At 37.6% G+C, this 22,170-nt stretch carries 23 protein-coding genes; 18 read left to right on the top strand and 5 right to left on the bottom strand.

What is annotated here, in order from left to right; translation table 11 throughout:
- Positions 1 to 9: 9 nt before the first annotated feature.
- Complete coding sequence (locus BANVL01_RS07070; RefSeq protein ID WP_066083444.1) at positions 10 to 492, top strand: GNAT family N-acetyltransferase; 483 nt, start codon at positions 10 to 12, stop codon at positions 490 to 492.
- Positions 493 to 535: 43 nt separating this feature from the next.
- Here BANVL01_RS07070 and BANVL01_RS07075 read toward each other — a convergent pair whose 3' ends face one another.
- Entirely contained in the window at positions 536 to 940 is a 405-nt protein-coding gene (locus tag BANVL01_RS07075) for a hypothetical protein (protein WP_066083449.1), read from the bottom strand.
- A 325-nt stretch (positions 941 to 1,265) separates the two neighbouring features.
- On the opposite strand from BANVL01_RS07075, the gene BANVL01_RS07085 reads away from it, so the two are divergent.
- From BANVL01_RS07085 to BANVL01_RS07140, 11 genes are all read left to right on the top strand, one after another.
- Positions 1,266 to 1,736, top strand: coding sequence for an NUDIX hydrolase (locus BANVL01_RS07085; RefSeq protein ID WP_066096144.1), 471 nt, complete (start codon positions 1,266 to 1,268; stop codon positions 1,734 to 1,736).
- Between the two features lie 146 nt (positions 1,737 to 1,882).
- Positions 1,883 to 2,287, top strand: a complete 405-nt coding sequence (locus BANVL01_RS07090; protein WP_066083455.1) for an NUDIX hydrolase — start codon at positions 1,883 to 1,885, stop codon at positions 2,285 to 2,287.
- A 38-nt stretch (positions 2,288 to 2,325) separates the two neighbouring features.
- Complete coding sequence (locus BANVL01_RS07095) at positions 2,326 to 2,895, top strand: histidine phosphatase family protein (RefSeq protein ID WP_066083457.1); 570 nt, start codon at positions 2,326 to 2,328, stop codon at positions 2,893 to 2,895.
- Positions 2,896 to 2,991: 96 nt separating this feature from the next.
- On the top strand, positions 2,992 to 3,441 hold the full coding sequence (locus BANVL01_RS07100; protein ID WP_066083460.1) for a hypothetical protein: 450 nt from the start codon (positions 2,992 to 2,994) through the stop codon (positions 3,439 to 3,441).
- A gap of 230 nt (positions 3,442 to 3,671) precedes the next feature.
- The gene (locus BANVL01_RS07105; protein ID WP_066083462.1) at positions 3,672 to 4,901 is read left to right on the top strand and encodes an RtcB family protein; all 1,230 of its coding nucleotides are present in this window, start codon (positions 3,672 to 3,674) and stop codon (positions 4,899 to 4,901) included.
- A gap of 813 nt (positions 4,902 to 5,714) precedes the next feature.
- A complete protein-coding gene (locus BANVL01_RS07115) occupies positions 5,715 to 6,131 on the top strand; it encodes a hypothetical protein (protein ID WP_066083467.1) in 417 nt (138 codons plus the stop codon).
- 148 nt (positions 6,132 to 6,279) lie between these two features.
- Positions 6,280 to 6,510, top strand: a complete 231-nt coding sequence (locus BANVL01_RS07120; RefSeq protein WP_066083469.1) for a hypothetical protein — start codon at positions 6,280 to 6,282, stop codon at positions 6,508 to 6,510.
- Positions 6,511 to 6,809: 299 nt separating this feature from the next.
- Positions 6,810 to 7,511, top strand: coding sequence for a response regulator transcription factor (locus BANVL01_RS07125; RefSeq protein WP_066096147.1), 702 nt, complete (start codon positions 6,810 to 6,812; stop codon positions 7,509 to 7,511).
- Positions 7,511 to 8,446, top strand: a complete 936-nt coding sequence (locus BANVL01_RS07130; RefSeq protein ID WP_066083471.1) for a sensor histidine kinase — start codon at positions 7,511 to 7,513, stop codon at positions 8,444 to 8,446. The genes BANVL01_RS07125 and BANVL01_RS07130 overlap by 1 nt, the downstream gene beginning before the upstream one ends.
- Positions 8,447 to 8,577: 131 nt before the next feature.
- On the top strand, positions 8,578 to 9,501 hold the full coding sequence (locus tag BANVL01_RS07135; protein WP_066083473.1) for an ABC transporter ATP-binding protein: 924 nt from the start codon (positions 8,578 to 8,580) through the stop codon (positions 9,499 to 9,501).
- Positions 9,494 to 10,186: an ABC transporter permease gene (locus BANVL01_RS07140; RefSeq protein WP_082804899.1), complete on the top strand. Its 693-nt coding sequence runs from the start codon at positions 9,494 to 9,496 to the stop codon at positions 10,184 to 10,186. Before BANVL01_RS07135 ends, BANVL01_RS07140 begins: the two co-directional genes overlap by 8 nt.
- Before the next feature lie 41 nt (positions 10,187 to 10,227).
- On the opposite strand, the gene BANVL01_RS07145 is transcribed toward BANVL01_RS07140, so the two are convergent.
- A complete protein-coding gene (locus BANVL01_RS07145) occupies positions 10,228 to 11,190 on the bottom strand; it encodes a D-2-hydroxyacid dehydrogenase (RefSeq protein ID WP_066083478.1) in 963 nt (320 codons plus the stop codon).
- Between the two features lie 190 nt (positions 11,191 to 11,380).
- Between BANVL01_RS07145 and BANVL01_RS07150 the strand changes: the two genes are divergently transcribed.
- Together BANVL01_RS07150 and BANVL01_RS07155 are read left to right on the top strand one after the other, a co-directional pair.
- Positions 11,381 to 12,592: an MFS transporter gene (locus BANVL01_RS07150; RefSeq protein ID WP_082804900.1), complete on the top strand. Its 1,212-nt coding sequence runs from the start codon at positions 11,381 to 11,383 to the stop codon at positions 12,590 to 12,592.
- Positions 12,593 to 12,779: 187 nt separating this feature from the next.
- Entirely contained in the window at positions 12,780 to 13,547 is a 768-nt protein-coding gene (locus BANVL01_RS07155; RefSeq protein ID WP_066083480.1) for a 3-hydroxyacyl-CoA dehydrogenase, read from the top strand.
- A 603-nt stretch (positions 13,548 to 14,150) separates the two neighbouring features.
- Here BANVL01_RS07155 and BANVL01_RS07160 read toward each other — a convergent pair.
- The gene (locus BANVL01_RS07160) at positions 14,151 to 15,143 is read right to left on the bottom strand and encodes a Gfo/Idh/MocA family protein (protein WP_066083482.1); all 993 of its coding nucleotides are present in this window, start codon (positions 15,141 to 15,143) and stop codon (positions 14,151 to 14,153) included.
- Positions 15,144 to 15,388: 245 nt separating this feature from the next.
- Between BANVL01_RS07160 and BANVL01_RS07165 the strand changes: the two genes are divergently transcribed.
- The 3 genes from BANVL01_RS07165 to BANVL01_RS07175 all read left to right on the top strand — a co-directional run bounded on the left by BANVL01_RS07165 (position 15,389) and on the right by BANVL01_RS07175 (position 17,729).
- Positions 15,389 to 15,958: a nucleotidyltransferase family protein gene (locus BANVL01_RS07165; RefSeq protein WP_066083484.1), complete on the top strand. Its 570-nt coding sequence runs from the start codon at positions 15,389 to 15,391 to the stop codon at positions 15,956 to 15,958.
- A 287-nt stretch (positions 15,959 to 16,245) separates the two neighbouring features.
- Complete coding sequence (locus BANVL01_RS07170; protein WP_066083486.1) at positions 16,246 to 16,965, top strand: nucleotidyltransferase domain-containing protein; 720 nt, start codon at positions 16,246 to 16,248, stop codon at positions 16,963 to 16,965.
- A gap of 71 nt (positions 16,966 to 17,036) precedes the next feature.
- Entirely contained in the window at positions 17,037 to 17,729 is a 693-nt protein-coding gene (locus BANVL01_RS07175; protein WP_066083488.1) for a Type 1 glutamine amidotransferase-like domain-containing protein, read from the top strand.
- Positions 17,730 to 17,993: 264 nt separating this feature from the next.
- Here the strand turns inward: BANVL01_RS07175 and BANVL01_RS07180 are convergent, their stop codons facing one another.
- Positions 17,994 to 18,200, bottom strand: coding sequence for a zinc ribbon domain-containing protein (locus BANVL01_RS07180; RefSeq protein ID WP_066083490.1), 207 nt, complete (start codon positions 18,198 to 18,200; stop codon positions 17,994 to 17,996).
- 205 nt (positions 18,201 to 18,405) lie between these two features.
- Positions 18,406 to 19,746: an SGNH/GDSL hydrolase family protein gene (locus BANVL01_RS07185; protein ID WP_066083492.1), complete on the bottom strand. Its 1,341-nt coding sequence runs from the start codon at positions 19,744 to 19,746 to the stop codon at positions 18,406 to 18,408.
- Between the two features lie 577 nt (positions 19,747 to 20,323).
- Between BANVL01_RS07185 and BANVL01_RS07195 the strand changes: the two genes are divergently transcribed.
- The gene (locus tag BANVL01_RS07195) at positions 20,324 to 22,066 is read left to right on the top strand and encodes a sigma-54-dependent Fis family transcriptional regulator (protein WP_066083496.1); all 1,743 of its coding nucleotides are present in this window, start codon (positions 20,324 to 20,326) and stop codon (positions 22,064 to 22,066) included.
- Positions 22,067 to 22,170 lie beyond the last annotated feature (104 nt).

Consider the following 22,170-nt stretch of genomic DNA (forward strand, 5'->3'; position numbering starts at 1 on the left):
TAGAGTTAATTGTTTGAAACAGAGAGATGTATTATTAATACCTTTCAAAAATCGGATTATTTTGATACGAAGAAATTATTTGTAAATCAGGAAGTAAGAAGATTTCTGGGTGGCATACGTCAGGAAGATTCAATTGGAGTAGTCATGGAAGAAATGCTTCATTCAAGTGATGACTCTTTTTATTGGGTTGTTAGAGAAAAACTTTCAGAGAATTTTATTGGGTTGGTTTCTCTTGATCCCCACCACGAAGGCGTGCGCCTCGAAATCTCGTATCAGTTTTTACCTGATTGGTGGGGTTCTGGTTATGCAACAGAAGTAATTCAAGTGATACTAGATTTTGGACTAAATGAATTGAAGCTTGAAAAAATAGTAGCCGAAACTCAAACTGCTAATAAGTCCTCATGCAGGCTTCTAGAGAGAGTAGGCATGGAATTAGAAAGAACAATTAGCAGATTTGGCGCTGAGCAAGCGATTTATTCAATCCAATCCTAGTTAAAACCAAATTAAAAGTGCTAAAAGTCGGTCTAATCATTTTTTAATTGAGTTCGTTTACTTTTTCTAAAGGAAATTCTTTAACGATATTTACACCATCTAATATAATCAAAGTTGAATCAAAAGCCAATTTATTAATTCCTTTTGGGTCAGTGCCATTTTTTATTTTATATTCAACGTGAAATGAACCTTCAGTTCCAGGGTCAATCATTCCAGTACTTCCAGCACCCATTGGAAACATCTTAATAAATTTGCTTCCATCGACCAACTCCATTTTTGATGCTAACTTTTTGTTTGGTTGTATCACTACTTCAATTCCGTAATAATGTTGGCCAGGGTAATCAAATTCAGTTTTGAATTGGGTGGTACCGGTATTTTTTATTTTTATATCGTACCGTAGAATCCTTTCTGCTTTAATGATCGTAGTTTCAATATTTGTAATAACCAACTGATTTGCCCTATGAAATCCAGTGAGAGTAACCAATGATAAAGCCAAGAAAACAAATACTATTTTTTTAATGGTAACGCATCCCTTTCTATGCGAAATATTTCCCTTTTTATTATGATTGAATATTTTCGTGATTATTCAACAAAAGGGTGGGTTGCAAAGAAAATTAACTTATCGAAAAAAGGCATTTTTCAGTCGGGGGAGTTAAGTTTTAAGTACATTGAGTTTGGGGTAGGAAATACCTGGATATTAGGAAAGAAACTGAGTTGGAAGATTCTAACTTTTGGGTGGATCATTTAAAAAAATAAAAATTGGTGGTAAGAAAATGACTCAAAATGGTATTGTTTTAGTTGTTAGTGTATCAATAATCAAAGGCGATGAAGTTTTGATTATTAAAGAAAATAAACCATTTGCAATTAATAAGTGGAATTTTCCATCCGGACATATTGAGTATAAAGAAGACATCCTTGATGCAGCCTGCAGGGAAGTAAAAGAAGAAACAGGGTTCGATGTGAAACTTACTGGTACAACTGGTGTATATAACTTCATCAGTAGTTCAAATGATCAAGTGATTTTATTTCATTTTACCGGTGAGATTATTGGCGGATCATTAGAGATTGAAGAGGACGTTATAATAGATAGTAAGTGGATAAAGGTATCTGAACTCATGAATTTTGATAATAAACAACTTCGTGACCCAAATGTAATTAGGCAGATAATAGATAGAATAGTAAATCAAAAGGTTCATCCAATTAACATTTTTAATGATCGGTTAATACCAGGCAAAAAAGATTGAATAATAAACGGAATTCTAAGTAAACAAACGGACGCGGCTTTTAAATTATGAAGGTCGCTTTTTTGTTGGAAAAAATTATAAAAGGTTATTTTCCCAAGATTACCGAATATATAAGCAAGACAAAGTAAGAATGGAGGCTATGAAAGATGACACCAAAGCATATAGTTTCAGCGGCAACTATTGTGCTGAACAGCCAAAATGAGATTTTATTAATAAAAGGCCCACGAAGAGGGTGGGAAATGCCTGGCGGTCAGGTGGAAGAAGGTGAATCTTTGAAGGATGCAGCCATAAGGGAAACAAAAGAAGAATCAGGTATCGATATTGAGGTTACAAAATTTTGTGGAGTGTTTCAAAATGTAAGTGACTGTATATGTAACACATTATTTTTGGGAACTCCTGTCGGAGGAGAGCCAACAACAAGCTTTGAAAGTCTTGAGGTTGGATTCTTCCCAATTACTGAAGCTTTAGAAATGGTCACTTGGAAAAATTTCAGGCAAAGAATTGAGTATTGTTTAACAGAAAAACTTCATCCTTTTTATATAGAATTTTAAATAGTCTGATAGTAATGGAAGAAAAAGGAGGCCGGTAGATGATGACCAATTTGTATTTCGTTCGACACGCACATTCCACATATACCCCTGATGAAATGGGAAGACCTTTATCAGATCAAGGGTTGGCAGATGCAGAAATAATTACACAAATACTCAAAAATGAAAATATTAATAGAGTCATTTCAAGTCCATACAAACGAGCTATTCAAACTGTCCAAGGCGTCGCTGAATTCATTGGTAAAGATATTGAGATTGTGCATGATTTTAAAGAAAGGAAATTGTCCGATAAACCTCTCGAGGACTTTAAATCGGCGGTTGCCAAAGTATGGGAGGATGACAGCTTTTCATGGGAAGGGGGAGAATCTAACATTCAAGCTCAAGCAAGGGGAGTCAAAGCTACAATGAATGTTTTAGAAAAGTATGCAGGTGAAAATATTGTCATAGGAACACATGGTAATTTGATGGTTTTAATTATGAATCATTTTGATAAGCAATTTGGTTATCGTTTCTGGCAAGAGCTTGCTATGCCTGATATATATAAACTAACTTTTCATAATACAAAGCTGGTGGAAGTTAATAGAGAATGGAAGAACCTTAGCTGTTTATAAGCTAGCATCCTAAGCATTAATGGTGTTATTTTTCAACAAGTGCAATCGCTTCTTGCGCTAATACAAAAAGTGACAGATTTCTTGGGGGATTTATATATGTTCGTAAATATGAAATTGAGATTTTGCGTTATATTATTGTTTGTTTTTTTACTAGGTGGGTGCATTTCAGTTTCTAAAGTTTCCCCAAATACGCCTGAAGACGCTTTGTACGACTTAAAAGAAGAAAACAGGAATGTACATATCTATGGATCGTCTCAAGTGAACAATAGTTTAGTCTTAATGGTGTTTACAGGGTATATGAATAACGAAGATATTTGGGTTGCAGATATCCAAAATCAAAAAGGACATTGGAAAGTCGAGAAAATAATTAAAATGGATCAATCATTATATGAACTTAATGAAACCCATTCGATTTATAAAGACGATGAGCTACGTTACGAACTAGGATACCATAAAGGGGATTCAAACGATAAAGAAAAAGAAGCGAATCAAAAAGTTATTCCGTTAGAAGATGAAAGTGATTGGAAAGTTTGGATTAAATATTAAAAAATTATTATATCTCGCATGATTTTGGGGCGGGGAAATTCATAGCAAAGAAAAGGATCTGGTTAGCCATTTTGTTGGTCATTCCAAATTTTATATTAGTCGGATGGCTTGGATTTTTTGTTTTAAATCAGTAAGTTCGAAATGGCACCTTTAACAATTAAAAATACGTTGCCCGAATCTCCAGTAAATGGTAGCCTATTGGTAATCTGCTTTTGAAGGAGGGAAAACAAGTGATTAAAGTAACGGGGTCACAAACAGAAGCAAAGGTATTTTCAAATTATCCACAGGAAACAGCGATTGAACAGATTCAAGAGCTATGTAATCAGCCTTTTTTAAAGGATACAAAAATTAGTATTATGCCAGATTATCATGCGGGGAAAGGCTGTGTGATTGGCACCACCATTCAGTTAAAGGATAAAGTTGTCCCTAACCTGGTTGGCGTCGATGTCGGCTGTGGCGTGTTAACCGTAAAGCTAGAGGACAAAAAGGTGGATTTTAATAAGCTGGATCAGGTCATCCGTATCTATGTCCCAAGCGGGCAGGAGCTGCATTCAGATGAGACGGTCAGGTTTATTAACACGGGTTTTCCTGCCATTCAGGAATTTAAAGCGGAGCATATTTTAAGTGAAAATAGAAGTCTATATAGCTTAGGAACGCTTGGCGGCGGCAACCATTTTATCGAGGTCTCAGTCGATTCCGATGGCTACCACTTTTTGACGATTCATACCGGCAGCCGTTATGTTGGATCAAAGATTGCCACCTACTATCAAAAAGTAGCCATTTCAAGGCATCGTCAACATGACTTAGGCGGGATGATTGAAAAATTAAAGGCGGAAGGCCGTCAAAAGGAAATCCAGGCAGCCATCCAAGGCTACAAGGATATGAATCCTGTTATTCCTAATGATTTAGCCTATTTGGAAGACGAGGATTTTGAAAATTACATTCATGATATGAAATTAGCCCAAAGCTTTGCGAAAGCGAATCGCGAAGAAATAGCCAGGGCGATTACCGATAATATGGGGTTTGAAGAAGTTGATCGATTTGACACGGTACACAATTACATTGATACAGACAACCTAATTTTACGAAAAGGTGCGGTTTCCGCGCAAAAAGGAGAGCGTCTGATTATCCCAATGAACATGCGAGACGGATCCATTTTAGCAGTCGGCAAAGGCAACGAGGAGTGGAATTATTCGGCACCGCATGGGGCTGGTCGTGTCTTGAGCCGGACAAAAGCGATGAAAACCTTAAACATGGACGATTTTCACAATACAATGAAAGGCATTTGGACCACATCTGTTTCAGATGAAACCCTCGATGAAGCTCCAATGGCATACAAACCGATGAATGAGATTTTAGAAAAAGTTGAAGAGACAGTTGAGATAGCTGGCTTTATTAAACCGGTTTACAACTTTAAAGCGAGTGAAAAATTCGACCCAATCAGATATAAAAAATCATAGGTGACTATGCTAATTATTTGCTGATTCCATTAATATATCCTGTGGAGAGGGTACCCAAAATGAACAAAACTAGAATTAGCAGCAATATTATTTTCTATTTTTTATCTATCGTTTTTTTCTACCTTTTCTTTAAAATTCTCAGTTATATAGTTGAGTTTTTTTATACACCAGTTAATCAATTATCTGAAGTATTAGCTATTTTTATATTAGTAGTGATCGTTATTCCCCTTTCAGTCTACTCATCTGAGAAGGTTATGAAAATAATAAAAAACAATTAACAACTACGAAAAGACGAAATACAGCATTTTTCAAAGATTAATCATAGTATTTCTTAAAGGGGACTATAAATTTATAACGGGTTCCGTTACCTATCGCAAACATTAAAAATGTGACTTAAAATGAGTGCCAAATTGTATGCTAATTTGTCACTCGTTTTTTATTGATGTAAAGCGATTGTACGGAAATTACCCTGGAATTTTGTATAGGTAAATGTACCTCAATTTGTAAGGGTACAATGGCTGTTGTACCCCTGCAATTTAACTCACATTTTGATATACAAATCGTCTTACAAAAAATGATAAGATTGGATGTTAAGTTTAAATATAGTTGGAAATTTATGTTAAGATAAAATAAAGTTTGTGAAAAAATGTACTCACGCTAACGGTTAGTTCAATAGAAATCACAAAAAATATTGGGAATAGATTGATTATTATGTATAATAATGGGGAATGGGGGTGTTTTTATTAAAAAAAAATAATTTTTGTAATAGGAATAAATGTAATTCTGATACCGATATTTTGGATATGTAATTTAATGAATCCAGAACCTGGTCAAACATCAGGGAATGGGAACCCAGCAATTTTATTATTAGGTGTTATTGTAATTATGTTTTGCTGTTTAGTGTATTTATGGACTAAAATTTTAAATGATAATGCTATCAAGCCTGTTGTATTATCTGTTGGTATTATAGTTACCTTTATTCACTTGGTGATTTCAATTTTTTATCAAAGGAGTGCCTTTCTAAAATATAAAATTGTTTTGGCAGAAACGTACAAAGAAGATTTTGGATTTATAGACTGGCAGTATATCGAGAGCATCACTTCTTTTATGTCTATACACGTTAACCAGCAATATTTTAATTTAAACACATACTTTATGTTTTTATCTGCCCCCGTTCTTCTCTCTCTTCTCATAGTCTATTTTCGTAAAAAGTCAAGAAATGGTTTGTAGGTAAGGTCTTATTCTACTAATGGGGGTATTGATTCAAGAAGAATTAAGGCACCTTTATGTTAAATTCCTTATTGAGCTAAAGATGCAGGATAATTGAATAAAGAAGATTGAAAGGAAAGTAATTCACAAAAAAAGGGAGGTATAAAAGGTGGACTTATTACTCTGGATAACTATTGGTTTCATAATAATCGGATTTGTTGTTCTCACTTCTATGAAAAAAGGTATGGAAAGTAAGCTCGCTTTTATAACAGCAAATATGGAAGTTGAGGAAAGTTCAACAAAAGCTAAATCCATAATTTGGTGGATAGTGAGTACCACAGCTTGGGGAATAGTGAGTATGATTCTTATTGTTTGGTGGTTTCATAATCACTTTGGATAACTGTTGGTTTCAAATGTACTTAAACAAACGGGGGCTTTAGTTCGATATGCATTCGAAATTAATACAGTGTGTAGCCCAAGTTCATAAGAACTGGGCTATTTTTTATAAACAAAAAGCACCACAAAATACTATGCAAATTGATATACATTTTACTATACATATTTACCTGTAAATTTACGTTATGCGATAGGAAACGGAACCCGTTAATAAATTTAGTCTCTCTTTTTTTAACGAAAAAAGGATTTTTCGGAGAGAACATGGAAAATAACTATATAGGAATGAACGGGGTGGGGGATAAGGTGAAACATAAAATTTTATTAGTGGAAGACGATGTGTCGATCAGTGATATGGTCAAAGGCCAATTTGCCAAAGAAGGCTTCGAGGTAGTGCCAGCGTTTGACGGGGAAGAGGCGCTTGAGGTGTTTGCAAACGACTCATTTGATTTGATTCTCCTTGATTTAATGCTGCCGAAGCTTGATGGAATGGAATTTTTGAAAATAATCCGTGAGAAGAGCATGATACCTGTACTGATCATGTCGGCTAAAGACGGGGACTTAGATAAAGCATTAGGTTTGGGTTTTGGTGCGGATGATTATATCGCCAAGCCGTTTTCGATGATTGAGCTAACGGCTAGGGTGAAAGCCGCAATCAGAAGGGCAACTCATTATTCCCGTACAGAACAAAAGCAAGAAAAAAAGCTGCTGGAGGTCGGGGAGTTGGAACTTGATCTCGAAAATTTCTCCTTACAAAAAAACGGTAAAGAAATCAAGCTGACCGCAAAGGAGTTTCATATTCTCAAATTATTTATCTCACATCCCAGCCGTGTCTATACGAAGGCACAAATTTATAGATTAGTATGGGAAGACGAGTATTACGGTGATGAAAATGTAATAAATGTTCATATGAGAAGGCTAAGGGAGAAAATTGAGGATGACCCGTCCAAACCGCAGTATATCAAAACATTATGGGGCATCGGCTATAAGCTTGGGGAGTTTTCATAATGATCATTTTTTTATCTATAGTCATCATCGTCTTAGCAGCTCTTAATTTTTTCCAATATAAAACGAGAACCAATGATAAAGAAAATTTCACATACATACATAAAAAACTTAAGCGGATTATTGATAGCAAGACGGATGAAAAGCTGCTTTTGCATACGGATAATCAGGATCTAAAACAGATATTAATCGAAATCAACCGCCTTTTAGAACATAATCAAAAAATGGTAGCCAACTACAATAAAACGGAGATGTCGATGCGGAAAATGCTTTCCAATATCTCGCATGATTTAAAAACGCCGTTGACAGTGGTGCTCGGGTATATGGAGATTATGTTGAATGACCCGAATAGAAATCAAGAAGAAACCGAGGAGCTCCTGCATACAGTTCACGCAAAAGCGGTCGAAGTTTTAGATTTAATTAACAAGTTCTTTGATTTAGCTAAACTGGAATCTGGGGATAAAAATCTGCCGCTCACAAGGGTGAACGTAAATGAAGTGTGCCAGAAGAATATTTTAAACTTTTATGAAGTTTTGACGACAAAGGGCTTTGATGTTGCGATTGAGCTGCCGGAAAACATTCTTTATGCTCTTGGGAATGAGGAAGAACTCAACAGGGTCTTAAATAATTTGCTTTCAAATGCGATTCAATATGGCGGTGATGGGAAAGTACTTGGTTTTACGCTTAAAAGTGATGAACAATATGTTTACATTGACGTGTGGGATAAAGGCAAGGGAATTAGCGAGCTTCACAAGGATTTAGTGTTTGAACGAATGTACACATTAGAGGATTCACGAAACAAATCCTATCAAGGAAGCGGTCTCGGCCTTACCATTACCAAACGACTTGTGGAAAAAATGGACGGACAAATTTTTCTAACCAGCAAGCCCTATGAAAAAACCACTTTTACCGTTCAATTAAAGCGAATTACATATTAAAACAGCTAAGGGTGCCTCGCTTCAGAGACATCCTTTCTTTCTTAAGATTTTTGTAAGATTTGAGTAATAAAAAAGAAAACTCTAATGACTAGAATAAAAAGTAGTTAAGAACGAAGAGGAGCTGAAAATTGATGAGCTACATTATCAAAACAAATCAACTGACGAAAACCTATAAGGGTAAGGAAGTTGTTTCGAATGTCAATATGAAGGTCAAAAAGGGTGAAATATACGGGTTTCTTGGGCCAAACGGTGCCGGTAAAACAACAATCATGAAGATGCTGACAAATCTTGTGAAGCCTACGAGCGGTGAAATTGAGATCTTTGGTGAAAAACTGACGAATACCTCCTATGAAGTGTTAAAGCGGATGGGGAGCATCATCGAATATCCTGTTTTCTATGACCGGCTAACGGCACGCGAAAATCTGGAGCTGCACTGTGAGTATATGGGCTATTATGACAAAAAGGCGATTGATGCAGCCCTAGATTTAGTCAAATTAAAAAATATCGAGGATAAGTCAGTAAAAGATTTTTCACTCGGAATGAAGCAGCGTCTTGGGATTGCCCGCTCCATCATTACTAAGCCAGAACTATTAATTCTTGATGAACCAATTAATGGCCTTGATCCAGTAGGGATTAAAGAACTGCGCGAATTATTCCATATGCTCTGCCGTGAATATGGAATAACCATGCTGATTTCGTCCCATATCCTTGGTGAAATGGAACAAATCGCCGATACAATAGGGGTAATCAGTGACGGAAAATTAATTAAAGAGGTTTCGATGGATGAAATTCATGAACAAAATAAGGAGTATATTGAACTTGCTGTTGACGATGTGAAGAAGGCCTTTTATGTGCTTGATGAAATTCTCCATCTCACGAATTTTAAAGTGGTCGACGCATCGCGCTTCAGAATCTATGATACAGGAGCATCACAATCAGAAATATCTAAGACTCTCATTCTAAATGGGGTCATGATTGAGGAAATCAATAAAAAGAATCATTCACTAGAAGATTATTTCTTAACATTAATCAATGGGGGCGGAATCAGTGCGTAAATTAATCAGTCTGGAAATAAAGAAATTTAAACTATTTTCCTATTTAAAAGGTGTTGGCATTGCAAACTTAGTTATCATGGGTTTACTCTGCTTGATTTATTTTGCGGAAAAAAGTGAAGGTACAATCGCCTATGGAAGCTATGAAATGGCATTTGCGGCGTTTGGAAGTATCATCCGGCCGACATTTATCATCTTTGCAGCAGTGCTGATTTCCAGACTGATCATTGATGAGTATAAAAGCAATTCGATTACGCTGATGTTCATGTATCCAATTAATCGCAAAAAGATTATAGTTTCGAAGTTAATAATTGTTGCAAGCTTTACCTTTTTAACCATCTTTCTTTCCAATCTTTTGATTGGCAGTGTGTTTTATTTAGTGGATTCCTATTTACACTTTGTTCCGAAGGAGTTAACGGCCGAGGTTTTAAAGGACGGCTTGCTTAGCATGACCCTTGAAGCAATTGCATCAGCTGGCATGGCATTAATTCCATTGTATTTTGGAATGCGGAAGAAGTCGGTTCCTACCACTATTGTTTCCGCCATCATTTTGGTATCACTTACATCATCTTCTACAGGTGGCGTTAATCTTTTTGCCTTTATTGCAATCCCAATCTCCCTTGCCGTTATCGGCTGCTTAATCGCCTATTTCTCCTTTAGGAATATTGAAAAAGTGGATGTAAACTAATTTGAAAAAAGGGCTGTCCGTTGGAACAGCCCTTTCTAATTTTAGTAGCCTTTTACATAATTCACCAGATTTATGGACGGAGTTGCCCCTTCAAGATAGTTTTTTAAATTTGGAATCAAGATATTTTCAACTACACGCTGATTATAATGTTCAGTTGAACCCGAAGTGTGCGGGGTAATAATGACGTTTTCCATTTCCCATAACGGACTTTCTTTACTTAATGGTTCTGTTTCAAATACATCCAGCCCCGCTCCGGAAATGGTTCCTTCCTTTAATGCCTGGACGAGATCATCTTCTACTACAATCTCACCACGACCGATATTAATGAAAAAGGCAGTAGACTTCATTTGTGAAAATTGTTCTGCACCAAATAATCGATGGGTTGCTTTCGTATGTGGTAACGTAACAACCACATAATCACACTTTGGCAGCAGAAGATGCAATTGGTCTGGCGTGTACATTTCATCGACATATTCAACCGGTTTGCCCGAGTTTCTTACACCCAAAACAGTCATCCCAAATGCTTTGGCAAGTTTGGCTGTTTCTTTTCCAATTGCGCCAACGCCGATAATCCCGACCGTTTTTTCATGCATTTCTAGTTCCATATGGGCATGATGCCATGTTTTCGAATGTTGATTTCTAACATATGTATGAATTTTTCTCGTTAAGCCAAGCATTAATGCGAAAATGGTTTCGGAAATGGGATAAGCATGAACACCGTTGGCACTTGTTAGGGTGATATTTCTCGCTTCCAACTTCTCAAGCGGTAATTTATCGACACCAGCACTCCATGTTTGCAGCCATTTAAGCTTTGCCTGCGGATCGAGGCAATATTCTTCCAGCCCCTTTTTCCAGCCAGCAATAATTTCAGCATCCTTTGCATGCTCCTGCCAGATTTCTTGATCTTTGCCAACAATCAATTCCCAATCAGGAATGACTTTCTTTAATTGCTCGATATGACTTTGATCTAATTTTTGGGTGATGACTATTTTCCTTTTTTTCATACGATTCCTCCGTTCAAACGATATTTACACACATTAATGATAACAAAAATTAAAACTTTTTTGGTAAAACCTTCTGATTTACCTTTTTCCGGCTTCTGTGTTATTATTTAGTGATAAAAAGTAAATTAATTTGAAACGGATCTTCACGACGAAGATTCTTTTTTATTGGACTAAAATAGGAGGGGATTTATTGAAAGAGCGTTTGTGGACGAAGTCGTTTATCATGCTCATGGTGGGAAACCTTTTTGTGTTTATGTCATTTCAAATGCTAATTCCAACACTGCCGCCATATATAAAATCGATTGGGGCATCAGGTTTAGAAATTGGCTTAGTGACCGCATTGTTTTCCATAGGAGCTGTACTCAGCCGGCCATTTATCGGTTTTATGCTTGAATACAAGCCGAGGAAGTCGCTTGTCATAACGGGAGCAATCATGCTCTTACTCATTACGATTCTATATCCGATTTCTCAGGTTGTTGTGATTTTTCTATTATTCCGCTTCGTACATGGCCTTGTCTGGGGCTGGTCAACCACGGTTAATGGCACAGCAGCCGTTGACGTCATACCTAATTCGCGTCTTGGCGAAGGGATGGGGTACTTTGGTCTTTCGATTACCATCGGCATGATTATTGCCCCAAGTCTAGGAATCTTTTTATATAAAATTACTTCTTTCACCAATCTTATATACATTTCCGCATTTTTAGGGGTCATCGCAGTCATTTTGCTTACAGCCGTACGCTATCAAACTCCAGAAGCTGTAAAAAATACACGAAAAGAAAATCTTAAATTTTCCTATATGGGCTCATTGGTTGAAAAATCAAGCTGGTTCCCGGCTTTTGTTACAATTATCATCAATCTTGGGTATGGAGCGATTGTTACGTTTATCGTTATTTTTGGTCAGGAACGAGGAATTGAGCAAATCTTTTTATTCTATATTTTTAATGCAATCATGGCCACTTTAGCGAGACCAATCGCCGGGAAATGGTTTGATGAGAAAGGGCCATTCGGTCTCGTATTATTCTGTACAGCTATGACATTTGTAGGAATGTGGGTACTCTCCTTTGCACATTCGAGTCTGTTTATTGCCATTGCCGGTGTCTTATTCGGGGCTGGCTTCGGCTGCTTGATCCCAACACTGCAATCATGGGCATTATTAATGACACCGACAAATCGGCGCGGTGTGGCCAATGGGATGATCTTCTCGTCTATTGATTTAGGCATTGGGCTTAGCGGTATTATTTTTGGTGGACTGGCGCAATTTGTTGATATAGCTACTATCTTCAGGATTGCGAGTCTTTTTCTCATTGTCGCGATTGTCTTAGTTGTCATAATGGAAAGAAAGAAACGTGTAGCTGCACAGGAAAGCGTGATAACGAAAAAGAAGGTCAGGACCTCATTTTAGATTTGGGGGCTTGGCCTTTTCTTTTTCTCCACTGTACAATATCTGGTCATTTTTGCTTTATAACTGTCCAAACCACATACATATAAAAAGAAGCACCTGCTCAAATCGCCTTGTCCATTTGAAACGTTATAACTGGTATAAAACTTGCAAAATAATAAAATAGAATTCTATTGAGGAGGTTTCCTATATGCAAATTAAAGCATGCCGTGCAATTGTTACGGGAGGAGCATCGGGACTAGGCGAGGCAACAGTCCGTAACATTGTTGGAAGTGGCGGGAAAACAGTTATTTTTGATCAATCGGAAGAAAAGGGAGCAAAGCTTCAAACTGAATTAGGAGAATCAGTATTATTTTTAAAAGCAGATGTAACAAAGGAAGAGGATATTCAAGAAACAATCAATAAAGCCACAGAATTTATGGGGGGAGTAAATACGGTTGTGAACTGTGCTGGGATTGGAATAGCGGAGAAGGTACTCGGGCGAAATGGGGCACATAATCTAGAGCTTTTTTCTAGAGTGATCAATGTGAATTTAATTGGAACCTTCAACGTTATTCGTTTAGCAGCGGAGAAAATGACGAGCAATGAAGTGAATGAGCAAAACGAAAGAGGTGTCATTATTAATACTGCTTCAGTTGCAGCTTACGACGGACAAATCGGCCAGGCGGCATATAGTGCATCTAAAGGCGGAATTGTCGGAATGACGTTGCCGATAGCAAGGGAGCTTGCCCGGTATGGAATCCGGGTGATGACGATTGCCCCCGGACTTTTCCACACGCCGATGTTTGATACATTGCCGCAGGAGGCCAGAGATTCACTTGGAAAAATGGTGCCGTTCCCTTCCAGGCTTGGGTATCCAAGCGAATACGCAAAGCTAGTCCAAAGCATTATTGAAAATCCAATGCTGAATGGTGAAACAATTAGGCTCGATGGTGCGATTCGCATGCAGCCGAAATAATGCGGTAGAGAGGGGAAGTGCATGTAACGGGTTCCATTTCCTATCACAAATATTAAAAATGTAAGTTAAAATGAGTGCCCATTTGCAAATGAAATTGACACTCATTTTTTATTGGGGTAAAGCCATTTGTGACGAAATTACATAAAAATTTTTATAGGAAAATGCACCCCAAAATTGTAGGGGTACAATGACTGGTGTACCCCTACAATTTTATACAACACATTATATTTGGATAAATATGTTAAAGTGAAGTCTTATCCTTAATTGAGTAACCAGTGATATTTAAAATAAGCGGAGATTTTTCCGTTAGTCCGCAGAAAAGAGCTTGGGTTGGGTGATATAAGTGGAGTTTTTCCGATTAAGCAAAGCAAAATTACCCATTTTCACGTTTTTCGAGTCAATAATCGGAATCCTTCCGTCTATTTATGCTATTTTCAGTACTAATTCCTAATTAAGAGAAATTTCTCCGCCTATTTATCAAACCATGCTGATTCCTCATCTGGGTCCGCTCTTTTATGGTTGGCGGGAGCAGCATACTGAAGAAGAGGATGCACCGCTATCAAATAAAGAAAAAATATGATTGGATGTTCCTCCACAGAATTCCTACAGCAACGTAGACAAAATACGATCGCAGAGTGCCATTGTTTGAACATTATCACGTCCATTTGATGTTGGCGTTTCACCAGTTTTACAACAGTCAATAAAATGAGTCATTTCTCCGACGAAACCTCGTAAATAAAGGTCTCTGTAGGCTCCAGACATCGGGGTAGCAGATGGTGTAAAGACAGTGTCTGTCTCTTTAAGAGATTTCCATGGTAGATCATCAAATGTTTGTGACTCATGAACTGTAAGCGTATTAATTTCGTCAGCAAAGGCAAATCCATTATCAAATGTCACAAGCATATTTTCACTTTCCCGCGACCAAGCCGTCATCCCTGCCAAATAAAGGCTGCCAACGACGCCATTTTCAAACTTTAACGAAATACTATGAGAAACAAACTCCTTGTCACTATTTTTAAAACCTGTAACTTGTACAACTTCTCCAAATAAATAGCGTACAAGATCAACCATATGTATAGCGGCAAACTTCATAAATTGTTCTTCATTTTTGCAAAAAGGTGTGCTGTCCACCGCAAATCTTGCTTGAAAGGAACGCGCAGTACCTAGTTTACTGCTCGTAATTAGTTCTTTTAACTTTGTATAGCAAGGAGCATACCGTTTCATAAATCCAACCATTAATGTTACTCCAGCTTGTTCAGCAGCATCAGCAATTTCTGCAGCTTGCTCAGCACACATCCCAAGAGGCTTATCCACATAAACATTTTTACCAGCTTTGATACAATCTAGCACGAGAGAAGGATGGTCTTCAGGTTGAGCAATGACAACAACTCCGTCACAATCTTCATTTTGTAACATCTTTTTATAGTCATCGTAAGGTGTCCCATTGCTTCCAAAGCGTTGAAGAGCGGCTTTGGAACGATCAATATTACGTGTAGAAATCGCTTGTATATTTGCCCCTGCTTCAATAACTGAAGGGTAAATGTTTGTTGAGGCATGAAATCCTGCACCGATAAAACAGAGATTGGCTTTTTTCACTATCATCGCTCCTATGTCTTTAATCGTATAATGGATACTTCTTTGTATCAAATCAAAAATACCATGAATTCGAAATATATGTCCAATAGAGCGAGCATTTATGAACGACTGAAATACCTTATAAAAAAGTACTGATAATTTTTTTTTGATAATTTCCATCTTTTCATATTGGTATATAATAAAAATTAGATAAATTACGAAGGGAAACCTAAGGATCACCATTGTTAAAGAATGGAGAATAAAGAATGATAAAAACAGAAACTGATATCATCCAACTCGTCAAAGAAGATAAGTGGATGATGGATATTTTATATTCAGCACAATCTATTAATCTTCCGGACTGGTGGGTTTGTGCTGGCTTTGTTCGTTCGAAAATATGGGATACGCTCCACGGATTTACAGTAAGGACACCTATTCCAGATATTGATGTAATCTATTTTGACGAGCGAAATGTCGAGGAGGCTGAAGAAAAGAAACTTGAAGATAAATTAATAGTTATTCACCCGAATGTTCCCTGGTCGGTAAAAAACGAAGCAAGAATGCATGTGAAAAATGATATTCCGCCCTATACTTCCTCCGTGGACGCGATGTCAAAATTCCCGGAAACAGCTACTGCACTCGGTCTAAAGCTAGATGAAAACAACAATGTAGTATTAGCGGCTCCCTGTGGAATACATGATGTCCTCAATTTTGAAGTGAAGCCAAGTCCATTTTTTGCTGAAACGAAAAAACGCACAGCGGTTTATGAAGGGCGAATTACGAAAAAGAATTGGAAGGCGATTTGGAATAAGGTAAAGGTGAGCCATCTTCTTTAACAAACATGATGACTTTAAAAGAGTTGAATTTAGAAGAATTTTATGAAATAGCAGCTGAAATCTTACAAACATTGTAGTTTTTTCCTTTTATTATGTAGCAAGGATCAGCTTTTCACAGTAATTTTCAAATAATTCCCAAGAAACGTCGTAAGTTTTGTAAAAGGTGTAGTAAGAAGCTGTAAATATGTCGTAAGATTCGTAAAAGATGTAGTAAGTAGCTTAAAACATGTCGTAAGTGACCAGAAGTATGTAATAAGCTTACCTTTTGGAAACTAGAGGTGATAATCATGGGAGAAATTAATAAGTTAAGTGCAATTGAAGCAGCACATCAGTTTATCCATAAGTATTTTCCTTATTGCCAAGGTGCCCTATTAGCTGGGAGTGTTGTTCGTGGTGAAGCAACAGAAACATCTGACCTTGATATTGTTATTTTCAATCATACTATTAGTTCATCCTATAGAGAGTCTTTAATTGAGTTTGGCTGGGCCATTGAGGTATTTGTGCATAATTTAAGTTCATATAAGCATTTTTTCAAAAATGATGTTGAAAGAGCGAGACCCTCGTTACCGAGAATGATTTCAGAAGGAATTATCTTAAGAGATGTCGGAATGATGGATTCAATTAAAAAAGAGGCTAATGAATTATTAGCTAATGGACCGGCAGAATGGTCAGCTGAAACAATAAAAACAAAACGATATTTTATTACAGATGCGCTAGATGATTTTATCGGTTGTTCAAATAGGGCAGAAGAAATATTTATAGCAAGTACTTTAGCTGAGTTGGTAAGCGAATTTGTTTTAAGAACAAACCAAAAATGGATTGGTGCATCGAAATGGATAGTGCGTGCATTAAGGAATTATGAAGAAGATTTCGCAAATCATTTTGTAGAGGTTTTTGATCATTTTTATAGAACAGGTGAAAAGAAACCTGTAATTGAATTAGTTGATCAAGTCTTGGAGCCCTTTGGCGGAAGGCTATTTCATGGATTCTTATTGGGGAAAAAGTGATGAATTCCGCGGCATCTAAGCAATAATTCCTTTTTACAAATACTATCCTTGAATGAAGAGAGGCTGAAAATATGAGACAAATCATCGCATTAGGTGGTGGCGGGTTTTCAATGGAACCGGAAAACCCATTATTAGATATCTATGTTTTGAAACAAGCAGACAAATCTGTTCCTTCAATTTGCTTTTTGCCAACAGCTAGTGGAGATGCGGAAAACTATATTAAGAGATTTTATCAAGCATTTGAAAAACTAGATTCTTCAGCTTCGCATCTATCATTATTCAACCCTCCAACTAGAGATCTAGAGGATTTTATTTTAACGAAGGATATTATATATGTTGGCGGGGGAAACACAAAGAATTTATTAATTCTCTGGAAAGAATGGGGTTTAGATAAAATTTTAAAAAAGGCATGGGAACAAGGGGTTGTTTTAGCCGGGATTAGTGCAGGTTCAATTTGCTGGTTTGAAGAAGGTGTAACAGACTCTTACGGTGATAAATTAGAGCCTATTAGAGCCTTAGGTTTTTTGAAAGGAAGTAATTGTCCCCATTATGACGGAGAATCCGTCAGAAGACCAACTTATCACAAGCTAGTACAGGATGGGAGAATCCAGCCTGGTATCGCGGCAGATGACGGAGTTGCAGTTCATTTTATTGACCAAGAAATTACTCGTGTCGTTAGTTCAAGGCCTAATGCAGAAGCCTATCATGTTTCTTTTGAAAAAAAAGTGATTGAGAAGGAACTAAAAACTGAATTTTTAGGGTAGGAAAAAGGAGTCAACGTATGAGCCTCGAAATTGATAGACATTTTTAGAACTAGCATTATTTGAAGCAAGAGAAGCACATGCGTAGGAGTGGCTGTAGCAATAACGACTTTTTCAATAGAATCCCAGTTGCGAAAGCTTAATAAAACAAACGAAACGATAGTTAAATTACTAAAGGAAATGACAAATAAGGAATGATTTTTTGAAGATTCCTAGTGTTCATGAAAAGGGGAATCCTTTTGAGAATTCCCCGGGCACTAGAACCAATCACCCGCCAAAGAACAGATCAACGATATTCGAAGCTGTTGATGTTTTCTTGTTATAAAACTCGGAATACCCACATTTCTTACAAAAAATTACCGTGAAGGCGTTATTTTGAACATCAAACATTTTTGAAAGACCCGTTCCTGTCATCGCTACATCTTTCGTGCCATTATCCCTGCTCCCACATTTGATACAACCTTTATCGCTCATAAACTCACTCCCTTTTTAGAATTCCACTTTCTATTTACGAATAAAGAGTTTAAAAGTTTCAAAATTCATGGGTTCGCTTCTTGTCCCACTGATGGATTTAGCGAAAGCAACCAATAACAATTTTTGATATATCTGATGCAAATTAGAGGGACATAAAAAAGTTAATGGGACGAGGAGCCTGTAACCTGTCCCTCGTCCCAAAACGTTAGATGTTTTCTTTTCTTCTATTGTGCTGAAGGCGCATTGCCAATAAACCGGCTAAAAGGAAAGCTAGTCCAATTGCTAAATAGTTATACATTGAGGTGGCAGTGCTTGGTAAATGATTTCCTGCTTCTACTGGAGATGATCCTTTGTCAACGCCCCCGCCGCTTGATGGGTCATCGCTGCCGGTATCTCCAGGATTCGGTGTAGGATTATCATTGCCAGTGTCTCCTGGATTTGGTGTAGGATTATCCGTGCCGCCATCTCCCGGATCTGGTGTCGGGTTATCACCATCGTCTCCTGGATTATCACCAGGCTGTTCATCGTTTTGAATATTGTCAATCGTAATCATTTCAACGGCCTTCGCACCCTTACTGTCTCTAACATAAACAGAATACGTACCATTTTCAGCTACTTCGAACTTATTGTCGTTGATATCGGTTCCTGATCCTGCAAAATCTTCAATGGTTTTTTCACCTGCAAGCCATTGCATAGCTAGTACTTTTTTTGCACTCGTGGCAACCGTGATGGTCACAGGTTCCTTTGTTGCCTCGGTTGTTGATGGCGTTAGATCAATAGTAATTTCTTGAGGAACTTGTACCGCTAATAAATTTGTTGCTAAACTAGCTAAGACTTTCTGTCCTTCCGCATTCGGATGAACGTCTCCATTCGGAAGGATTAACTCAGCTTGTTTACCTTTAAATGCTGTGTAAGCATCAGCTAATAGCGAGTTTGTTTGAACAGCAATACCTTGGAATCCTGGGTTAACTGCTGGTAGGAATTGTTCCCCAATTGGATAAAGAGCGGCTAGGGTATCCGAAAAGGGATTATAAATATTATATATGATTAGTTGAGCATCACTATTTTGTGCTTTAATAATACCGATGATAGAACCCAAGTTTGTAAATAGATTACTAGAAATTTGCTGAATTACTAAACCAAATGCTTGAGGATCAATAGGAACTGTTGGATTCTGAATAATCGCTTTTATAGCTGGATTCTGTAAAAAGTCATTACTGCCAATATCTAGTGTAATAACATCCGCCTTTTTAATAGCTTCCAGATTTTCAGGTTTGTTTATTTCTGTCAATAAATTAGCTGTGGTCCAGCCGCCGCCGCTAATGTTTTTTGTGACATCATAATTACCATTTCCAATTAAATAAGGAAAGGCCTTTGGGGATGGTTCACTGTTCCCATTGTCTTCAAGATTCCAGCCAAACGTAATAGAATCTCCTAAGGCAACAAGATTTGGTTTTACATTATTTTCAGCAAACGCAAACGACGAGAAAAAGGTGTTCAGGGCCAACATTAGTACAAATAAAAGCGAAAAACGTCTAAACTTCAAAAGAAATCTCCTCACAATCTATTAAATTTTCCTGCCAAATTCTATTATAATTCTACTTATTCTGAATACTCAATAAATATCATTCTACAAATTACGCACAAAGACCTAGGGGATGGGTACCTTATCCCGCTTTAAGATTGGGACAAGGTCCCTTCGTCCCGGAAAAAAGGAATTATAAAAAAAATGCCGAATATAGATATTGATGCAAAAAACTCTTAACGAGGGGCTAGAGCCGAATGTTGAAGAAAGCCTTGCTAGCAATTATATCGCTTTATTTATTTTGGATTATACTCTTACCTGAAAGCTGGAAAGAAATTTTTGCTTCATTTTTAACTATTAAATCAAATCATCTCGACCATAAAGTAAATGTACTTTTTATAATTATCTTCTTCATTTGGATTTTAGTTTTATTTGTGACCCTAACCTACCGTTCTTGGAATAAGTTTAAACAAATGAAAAGATCGTAGGGACAGGCACCTTGTCCCCCTATGGAAGATTGCAATCTATTCTTACAACTATCATTTATAAATAATCGGGACGAGGAGCCTGTCCTCTCGTACCAGTAAGGAGTGATGATGTGCTCCAATTTAAAGATATTATTACACCTATTGATTTTATTGTTACGGAGGAAACCACGTTAAAAGAAGCGATTACTCTTATGTACCGAAAGAAGTGGAACCTGCTGCCTGTTACCGACTCAAGCAGGTATCCGGTCGGGGTTTTTACCCGCAGCAGTTTGCATCAAATGGTGACAGAAGAAACCCCACTTACGACCCCTATTAAAAATTACATAAAGAGACACGTTGAAAAGCTAAGTGTAAATACCCCTTTTGAGAAAATTGAGGAAATCGTTAAGAATAGTAAGGTTGGAACCGGTGTGGTTGTTGATGACCAAAATCATGTCGTCGGTATCCTGACGAAAACGGATATGGTGATGTCGCTGCTGCAAACGTCACAAGAGCTGCAAACGATCACAAAATTAAAACGGACGTTGGAAACAGCAATTGACCATGCTTTTGATGGAATTGTCATGGCGGATGAAAGGAAGGTCATCACGATGGTCAGCCCGCCGCTTCTGGAATTGTTCAATCTTCCAATAGAGGAGGTATTGAACAAGCCAGCGGCAAACGCATTGCCGCATCTTCAGTTAGAAAACGTCTATGAATCGGAAGCAGCGGAGGTTAGTGGTTTTTTAGAAATTAACGGAATTAAATATATCGCTCATCGTATTCCAATTCTAGAGGATGGCAAAGTCATTGGGGCAATTGGCAAGGTGGTTTTCCGACAATTAAATGAGGTAAGCGAATTATTTAAAAAGCTGCAGAAGGCTGAAAACAAAGCGAATTTTTATCATCAGCAATATCAGCAGGCGGAAACGGCTAAATTTACTTGGGATCATATCTTAAGTGTAGACCCTTGGATGGAGAAGTTGAAAAAAAGCGGGGCGAAAGCGGCTAAGGGCAGGTCAACGGTGCTTATCCGCGGTGAAAGCGGCACTGGTAAGGAGCTGTTTGCCCACGCGATTCATAATAGCAGCGCCAGAAGTACCGGCAAGTTTATCGTTGTTAACTGCGCGGCGATTCCTGAGGATTTGCTAGAATCTGAGTTTTTTGGTTATGAAAACGGGGCATTTACCGGGGCACGACCGAAAGGGAAGCTTGGGAAGTTCGATTTGGCCAATGGAGGCACGCTTTTCTTGGATGAAATTGGCGATATGTCACTAGGGTTGCAGGCAAAGCTGCTGCGCGTGCTTCAAGAGCGGGAATTCTATCGGGTTGGCGGAACAGTAAAAATAAAGGTTGACGTCAGAATTATTGCCGCAACCAATCGTAATCTGGAAGAAATGGTCAAGGAAGGCCTTTTCCGTGAGGATTTATACTATCGCCTTAATGTCATTTCATTAAATGTCCCGCCACTCCGCCATCGGCCGAATGATATTGATTATTTATTTGGGCAGTTTATGATTGAATTTAATCAAATTTTAGGCACAAGCATTTCCGGAATGGAGGCTCGTGCCAGGGAAGCACTCCTTGATTACGACTGGCCGGGAAATGTCCGCGAATTACGGAATGTGATGGAACGGGCGATGACATTTTCCGAAAGTGGAAAAATCAAATACGAGGACCTGCCGGATTATTTATTAAAGCAAGTTCCGATTAAAGAAACGACTCTAAATGTGTCCATGGTCGAAAATGCCGAGCTGGAGGCAATTAAAAAAGCGCTTGTCCAGGTACAAGGAAATAAAGTCCAAGCTGCTAGATTACTTGGAATCAGCCGCTCGGGATTATATGAAAAAATAAAAAAATACAAACTAGGATAATAGAAATATTTCTAACATAATAGGTGTCCATTTATTGGACACTTTTTCTTTTAGGCTGTGCGATTGAAAAACACACTCTGTTAATTGTAGGAGCTAAAGACTGC

The organism is Neobacillus novalis NBRC 102450 (assembly GCF_001591805.1).
Classification (GTDB): Bacteria; Bacillota; Bacilli; order Bacillales; family Cytobacillaceae; genus Neobacillus; species Neobacillus novalis.

Bases quoted from the DNA above. Each gene is read 5' to 3' on its own strand.
- BANVL01_RS07085 (WP_066096144.1), top strand. From the start codon at position 1,266: ATGACTCAAAATGGTATTGTTTTAGTTGTTAGTGTATCAATAATCAAA.
- BANVL01_RS07115 (WP_066083467.1), top strand. From the start codon at position 5,715: ATGAATCCAGAACCTGGTCAAACATCAGGGAATGGGAACCCAGCAATT.
- BANVL01_RS07095 (WP_066083457.1), top strand. From the start codon at position 2,326: ATGATGACCAATTTGTATTTCGTTCGACACGCACATTCCACATATACC.
- BANVL01_RS07165 (WP_066083484.1), top strand. From the start codon at position 15,389: ATGATAAAAACAGAAACTGATATCATCCAACTCGTCAAAGAAGATAAG.
- BANVL01_RS07100 (WP_066083460.1), top strand. From the start codon at position 2,992: ATGTTCGTAAATATGAAATTGAGATTTTGCGTTATATTATTGTTTGTT.
- BANVL01_RS07090 (WP_066083455.1), top strand. From the start codon at position 1,883: ATGACACCAAAGCATATAGTTTCAGCGGCAACTATTGTGCTGAACAGC.
- BANVL01_RS07170 (WP_066083486.1), top strand. From the start codon at position 16,246: ATGGGAGAAATTAATAAGTTAAGTGCAATTGAAGCAGCACATCAGTTT.
- BANVL01_RS07175 (WP_066083488.1), top strand. From the start codon at position 17,037: ATGAGACAAATCATCGCATTAGGTGGTGGCGGGTTTTCAATGGAACCG.
- BANVL01_RS07130 (WP_066083471.1), top strand. From the start codon at position 7,511: ATGATCATTTTTTTATCTATAGTCATCATCGTCTTAGCAGCTCTTAAT.
- BANVL01_RS07135 (WP_066083473.1), top strand. From the start codon at position 8,578: ATGAGCTACATTATCAAAACAAATCAACTGACGAAAACCTATAAGGGT.
- BANVL01_RS07145 (WP_066083478.1), bottom strand. From the start codon at position 11,190: ATGAAAAAAAGGAAAATAGTCATCACCCAAAAATTAGATCAAAGTCAT.
- BANVL01_RS07180 (WP_066083490.1), bottom strand. From the start codon at position 18,200: ATGAGCGATAAAGGTTGTATCAAATGTGGGAGCAGGGATAATGGCACG.
- BANVL01_RS07155 (WP_066083480.1), top strand. From the start codon at position 12,780: ATGCAAATTAAAGCATGCCGTGCAATTGTTACGGGAGGAGCATCGGGA.